Source organism: Acidiphilium sp. PM, assembly GCF_000219295.1.
Lineage (GTDB): Bacteria > Pseudomonadota > Alphaproteobacteria > Acetobacterales > Acetobacteraceae > Acidiphilium > Acidiphilium multivorum.
This window is the reverse complement of sequence record NZ_AFPR01000480.1, coordinates 1-2,046: the sequence shown is the minus strand read 5'-3', so window position 1 is coordinate 2,046 and position 2,046 is coordinate 1. Positions and strand designations below refer to the sequence as shown.

Below are 2,046 nucleotides of genomic sequence, written 5' to 3'. Positions count from 1 at the left end.
CGGCACGCCGGCGGCGAGCACGTCGCGCGGCCAGGAGAAAGCGATCAGGAACGGCGCGAACACGCCGAACGTCGTCTGCTGCACGCGGTTGAGGAAGAACATGTGCTGTGCCGCGTATTCGAACCGCGTCTGCCCGACGAAGTAGATCGCCGCCACCCCGGCATAGAAGGCGAGGATGCGCCAGCGCGCCGGCCGCGTTTCGCACCGGGCGAGGCCGCGGCCATACCAGAAGGCGGCGAGCAGCGTTCCGGCGAAGATCGGGGCGTTGAAGATGTAGGGCGCGAGATAGGGCAGGCCGGCGGGCACCATCCGCTCCGCGAGATCGAGGGCGGCGCCGAGCACGGCGATGGCGATCAGCCCGCGCGCGTCGGTGCGGTCGAATTCATGCCGGGTCGTGTTCATGCGCCGGGTATGGTCTCAGATCGGCACCCCGGCAAGCACCTTGCTGGTGCGGATGGTCTGCAGGGTCTGCACGCGGGTGACGTTGGGGGCGGCGGTCAGCCGTTCGGTGAGCTGGTTCTCGTGCGCGGCGTCGCGCGCGACCATGCGCAGCAGAAAGTCGCCGCCGCCGCGGATCATGTGGCACTCGCGCACTTCCTCCCAGCCGCCGACCAGCGCCTCGAACGCGTCGAGCACGGCCTGGCGCTGGCTGTCGAGCCCGACGATGGCGAAGAGCTGGATCTGCCAGCCGAGTTTCAGCGCGTCCGTCTCGGCGTGATAGCCGCGGATCAGCCCGGCCTCCTCCAGCCGGCGCACCCGGCGCAGGCAGGGCGGCGGCGAGATGCCGGCGCGGCTCGCCAGCTCCACGTTGGTCATCCGCCCGTCGGTCTGCAGCTCGGCGATGATGCGGCGGTCGATGTCGTCGAGGGGAGGGGCCTCGGCGGCGGAACGCGGCAGGGGCTGGCTGGCCGGGGCATGCGGCATGGATTTCACCGGTGGAAAGAGTTGATCGCGTGACAGAGATAAACGGGTAATATAATTGCATTGCTTCGGAGTGTGAATGCGGTGCGACGAAAGGTGGAATTCCCGCCATCGCGCCCTTAACTCCGCATCAGAGGTGCATGAAATGGCGGATCAGGCTACGATCGAGACGAAACTGCTGATCATCGGCGCGGGGCCGGCCGGCTACACGGCGGGGATCTACGCCGCGCGGGCGAACCTCGCCCCGGTGATCGTGGCCGGGCTGCAGCCGGGCGGGCAGCTCACCATCACCACCGATGTCGAGAACTATCCCGGCTTCGCCGACGTCATCCAGGGCCCCTGGCTGATGGAGCAGATGCGCGCCCAGGCCGAGCATGTCGGCACCCGGATCGAATACGACATCATCACCGAGATCGATCTCTCCGCCCGCCCGTTCACCGCGCGCGGCGATTCCGGCACGCTCTACCGCGCCGACGCGGTCGTGATCGCGACCGGCGCGCAGGCCCGCTGGCTCGGCCTGCCGTCCGAGCGGCAATACCAGGGCGCCGGCGTCTCGGCCTGCGCGACGTGCGACGGGTTCTTCTATCGCGGCCGCGAGGTCGCCGTGGTCGGCGGCGGCAACACCGCGGTCGAGGAGGCGCTCTACCTCACCAACCACGCCATCAAGGTCACGCTGATCCACCGCCGCGACGCGCTGCGCGCCGAAAAGATCCTGCAGGACCGGCTGTTCGCCCATCCGAAGATCGAGGTGATCTGGGACCATACGGTGGAGGAGATCATCGGCGCGGGCACGCCGGCCGTCGTCACCGGGGCGCGGCTGCGCGACGTGAAGACCGGCGCGGAGCGCACGATCGCGGTGGAGGGCGTGTTCGTCGCCATCGGCCACGATCCGGCGACGGCGCTGTTCCGCGGCAAGCTCGACATGGACGAGGAAGGCTATATCCGCACCGTGCCGGGCACGGCGCAGACCTCGGTGCCCGGCGTCTTCGCCGCCGGCGACGTGCAGGACCGCGTCTACCGCCAGGCGGTCACCGCCGCCGGCACCGGCTGCATGGCCGCGCTGGAGGCGGAGAAATTTCTTGCGCACCACGCGCAAATCGAACAACAGGCTGCATGAGACGATAT

Annotated in this window: 3 protein-coding genes; 1 reads left to right on the top strand and 2 read right to left on the bottom strand. The window is 69.1% G+C overall.

The features are described from left to right. Together APM_RS14985 and APM_RS14980 are read right to left on the bottom strand one after the other, a co-directional pair. Positions 1 to 402: cytochrome c oxidase assembly protein (locus tag APM_RS14985; RefSeq protein WP_007424222.1), on the bottom strand; the 402-nt coding region annotated here is incomplete at its 3' end. 15 nt (positions 403 to 417) lie between these two features. Next, the gene (locus APM_RS14980; RefSeq protein ID WP_012040065.1) at positions 418 to 924 is read right to left on the bottom strand and encodes an Lrp/AsnC family transcriptional regulator; all 507 of its coding nucleotides are present in this window, start codon (positions 922 to 924) and stop codon (positions 418 to 420) included. A 142-nt stretch (positions 925 to 1,066) separates the two neighbouring features. Between APM_RS14980 and trxB the strand changes: the two genes are divergently transcribed. Then, on the top strand, positions 1,067 to 2,038 hold the full coding sequence (gene trxB / locus APM_RS14975) for a thioredoxin-disulfide reductase (protein WP_192826799.1): 972 nt from the start codon (positions 1,067 to 1,069) through the stop codon (positions 2,036 to 2,038). The last annotated feature ends 8 nt before the right edge of the window (positions 2,039 to 2,046 follow it).

Excerpts from the sequence above, each read along its gene's own strand:
- APM_RS14980 (WP_012040065.1), bottom strand. The coding sequence starts at position 924 with ATGCCGCATGCCCCGGCCAGCCAGCCCCTGCCGCGTTCCGCCGCCGAG.
- trxB (WP_192826799.1), top strand. The coding sequence starts at position 1,067 with ATGGCGGATCAGGCTACGATCGAGACGAAACTGCTGATCATCGGCGCG.